Source organism: Verrucosispora sp. SN26_14.1, from assembly GCF_004307965.1.
Classification (GTDB): domain Bacteria; phylum Actinomycetota; class Actinomycetes; order Mycobacteriales; family Micromonosporaceae; genus Micromonospora.
In genome coordinates this window covers 1-3,554 of the sequence record NZ_SISL01000547.1, presented here as the reverse complement: position 1 = coordinate 3,554, position 3,554 = coordinate 1, and the positions used below count along the sequence as shown (strand labels likewise).

The following is a 3,554-nucleotide window of genomic DNA, read 5'->3' as shown; positions in this document are numbered from 1 at the left end:
GGTGGTTAGGGGGTGGGGCGGGATTGGGCGAGGGTGGCGAAGGCGGTCAGGGAGTCGGGGTTGGCCAGGGCGCCCTTGGCGGCGGCCTGGTCGACCGGGGTACCGGTGAGGATCTTCTTGACCGGTACCTCCAGCTTCTTCGCCGACAGGGTCCGGGGCACCGCGCGCACCTGGTGGATCTCGTCGGGGACGTGCCGGGGTGAGAGGGCGGTGCGCAGCTCGCGGCAGATCGTCGCGCGCAGATCGTCGTCGAGGGTGAGGCCGTCGGCGAGGACCACGAAGAGCAGCAGCTCACCGGCGCCGCCCTCGTCGTCCTCCAGGTGTACGACCACCGAGTCGACGACCTCGTCCAGCCCCTCCACCACGGAGTAGAACTCGGCGGTGCCCAGGCGTACGCCGCCCCGGTTCAGGGTGGCGTCGGATCGACCGGTGATCACGCAACCACCGCGCGCGTTGATGGTGATCCAGTCGCCGTGCCGCCAGACTCCGGGGTAGACGTCGAAGTACGCCTCCCGGTAGCGGGTCCCGTCGGGGTCGTTCCAGAAGCCCACCGGCATGCTCGGCATCGGCGCGGTGATGACCAGTTCGCCCAGTTCGCCGATGACCGGGGTGCCGTCGGCCGAGCGGGCCTCCACCCTGGCGCCGAGCGCCCGGCAGGTGATCTCACCGGCGTGCACCGGCAGCAGCGGCACGCCGCCGACGAAGCCGGTGCACACGTCGGTGCCGCCGGACAGCGACTGGAGTTGCAGGTCGGTGCCGACCGTCTCGTACACCCAGGTGAAGCCCTCGGCGGGCAAAGGCGCACCGGTCGAACCCAGCCCGCGCAGCGCGGACAGGTCGGCGATCTCGCGCGGGGCCAGGCCCGCCTTGCGACAGGCCAGCAGGTACGGCGCCGAGGTGCCGAAGTAGGTGGTGCCGGTCTCCTCGGCGAGCCGCCACAACCCGCCCAGGTCCGGGTGGCCCGGGTTGCCGTCGAACAGCACGATCGTCGTGCCCACCGCCGGGCCGGAGACCAGGAAGTTCCACATCATCCAGCCGGTGGTGGTGAACCAGAAGAACCGGTCGGCGGGACCGAGGTCGTGGTGCAGGGCGAGCATCTTGAGGTGTTCCAGCAGGATGCCGCCGTGCCCGTGCACGATCGGCTTGGGCAACCCGGTGGTGCCCGAGGAGTAGAGCACGTACAGCGGATGGTCGAACGGGACCGGGGTGAACGTCGCCGGTTCGTCGGTCTCCGCCGCCAGCTCGGCCCAGGAGAGCGCGCCGGCCGGGGCCGGGGCCGCCGGGTCGAGGTAGGCGATGCTCACCGTGTGCCGCAGCGACGGCAGTGCGGCGCGGATCGCGGCCACCTCGGTACGCCGGTCCACCGGCTTGTCGCCGTAGCGATAGCCGTCCACCGCGACCAGTACGGTCGGCTCGATCTGCTGCCAGCGGTCGGTGACACTGCGGGTGCCGAACTCCGGCGCGCACGAGGAGAAGATCGCCCCGAGGCTGGCCGTCGCCAGCAGCAGCACGTACGTCTCGGGGATGTTCGGTGCGTACGCGGCCACCCGGTCGCCGGTGCCCACGCCGAGCCGGCGCAGCCCGGCGGCCACCCGGCGGACCTGGTCGCGCAGTTCGGCGGCGGTCAGGGTGACCGGGGCACGGGTCTGCGAGTGCGCGATCACCACCGGGTCGTCGTCGGCGCGGCCGGGCATGCGCAGCACGTTCTCGGCGTAGTTGAGCGTGGCGTCGGGGAACCACCGGGCCCCCGGCATGTCGCGGGCGCCCAGGGTGGCGGTCGGCGGGGTCTGCGCGACGACCTCGAAGTGGTCCCAGATCGAGCGCCAGAAGGCGTCCAGGTCGGTGACCGACCACCGCCACAGCGCGTCGTAGCCGGCGAAATCGAGCCCCCGGTTCTCGGCGAGCCACCGCAGGTACGTCCCGATGCGTGAGCGCTGGAGCACGTCCGCCGGCGGCGTCCACAGCACGTCCGTCACTGGTCCACTCCTCCCCTGGCCCGGCACGACGCTGTGCGGTGGGCCGTGGCGTCATCCTGCCCTACCGTCGCGCATCCGCTGCCGTCACCGGTGCGCCCGGATGTAAGGAAGGGCACCTTGTTAACGCCTGCGGTAGTACCGGGGTCCCCTGCTAACGCAGCAGGCCACGACAATCGCTCAGCCGGACTCGCTCCGCGCATGCTGGATGGCGCGGCGGCGGGCGAGCCGGTGCGCCCGGCGGATCTCCGCCTCACGCCAGCGACGGCTGTCCTCCGCCGTCTCCGGCAGCACCGGCCGCACCGCCCGTGGCGCGCCGCCCACCTCCACGCCGACGAAGACGAGGTACGCGGTGGCCACCCGCACCGGCTCCGCCTCGGCCGAGTCCCAGCGCTCGGCCATCACCCGTACGCCGACCTCCATCGACGTCGACCCGGTCCAGTTGATCTGGGCGTACGCGTGGATCAGGTCACCGACCCGGACCGGCTCGGAGAAGACGATCTCGTCGATCGCGGCGGTGACCGCCGTACCCCCGCTGTGCCGGGCCGCGGCGGCACCGGCGACGTCGTCCACGAACTTCATCAGCACCCCGCCGTGCACGGTGCCGTAGAGGTTCACGTCCACCGCCGTCATGATTCGGCTGAGGGTCACGCGGGAGTACGACGTCGGCTTGCCCGGTGGCGCGGCGGAGGGGTGCTCGGTCATGGCGGAAACGGTACGGTGCGCGGATGCGACATCTGTGGAGCTTCCTCGCCGGGCTGGTGGTGGCACCGGTCACCTGGGTGCTGGTCACCCTGGGGCAGGACGGGTCGGCCGGCACAGTCGACCGGTGGGTGGAGATCGGCACCTCGAACACGGCCAACCTGATCGAACCGGCCGTCTATCTCGCCGTCGGCGGCATCGTGTTTGGCCTGCTCGGCACACTGCGCATCTCACCGCTCGGCCCGCTGGTGGCCGGGCTGCTGCTGATCACCCCGTACGTCGGGCTGTTCGTCGCGCCCTTCCGGGTCCGCGAGCGCATCCCGGCCGACTGGGAGTTCCTCGGCGACCCGCTGCCGCTGCGGCTGCCGGTGCAGAACGGCACCCTGTTCCTGATCGGCCTGCTGCTGCTGATGGCGACGTTCAGCGGGCAGCGGTGGCGGCGCTGGCCGAGGCCCGCACCGGTGGTGCCGCCGCCGGCCGAGGCGACGACCCAGGACCTGCCGGTGACCGAGTGGCCGCCGCCGCAGTCGGCGGAACGGGACACCGAGCCGCTGAGCCTCGGCTACCCGGACCCGGACGACACGCCGACCGAGCCGCTGCCCCGGCGTACCAGTGGAACGTCGCCCTGGTCGGCACCGCCCGGCGGCCTGCCGCGACAGGACGACGCGCGCAACTGATCGAACGGAGAGAAGGGCTCCGCCCGGTGGTCGTGTGCCACCGGGCGGAGCCCTCCGTCGTCAGTCCTTGAGCAACTGGCGGGCCATCACGATGCGCTGCACCTGGTTGGTGCCCTCGTAGATCTGCGTGATCTTGGCGTCCCGCATCATCCGCTCGACCGGGTAGTCCCGGGTGTAGCCGTAGCCGCCGAGCAACTGCACC

4 protein-coding genes are annotated in these 3,554 nt (G+C 71.9%); 1 reads left to right on the top strand and 3 read right to left on the bottom strand.

The window, feature by feature from the left end; translation table 11 throughout:
- Nucleotides 1-5 precede the first annotated feature (5 nt).
- The gene (locus EYA84_RS28795) at nt 6-1,976 is read right to left on the bottom strand and encodes an acetoacetate--CoA ligase (protein ID WP_131057121.1); all 1,971 of its coding nucleotides are present in this window, start codon (nt 1,974-1,976) and stop codon (nt 6-8) included.
- A 177-nt stretch (nt 1,977-2,153) separates the two neighbouring features.
- On the bottom strand, nt 2,154-2,678 hold the full coding sequence (locus tag EYA84_RS28790; protein ID WP_131057119.1) for an acyl-CoA thioesterase: 525 nt from the start codon (nt 2,676-2,678) through the stop codon (nt 2,154-2,156).
- 23 nt (nt 2,679-2,701) lie between these two features.
- Between EYA84_RS28790 and EYA84_RS28785 the strand changes: the two genes are divergently transcribed.
- Complete coding sequence (locus tag EYA84_RS28785) at nt 2,702-3,352, top strand: hypothetical protein (RefSeq protein WP_131057117.1); 651 nt, start codon at nt 2,702-2,704, stop codon at nt 3,350-3,352.
- Between the two features lie 60 nt (nt 3,353-3,412).
- Here the strand turns inward: EYA84_RS28785 and EYA84_RS28780 are convergent.
- A partial coding sequence (locus EYA84_RS28780; protein ID WP_255446671.1) for an acyl-CoA dehydrogenase family protein occupies nt 3,413-3,554 on the bottom strand: 142 nt, incomplete at its 5' end.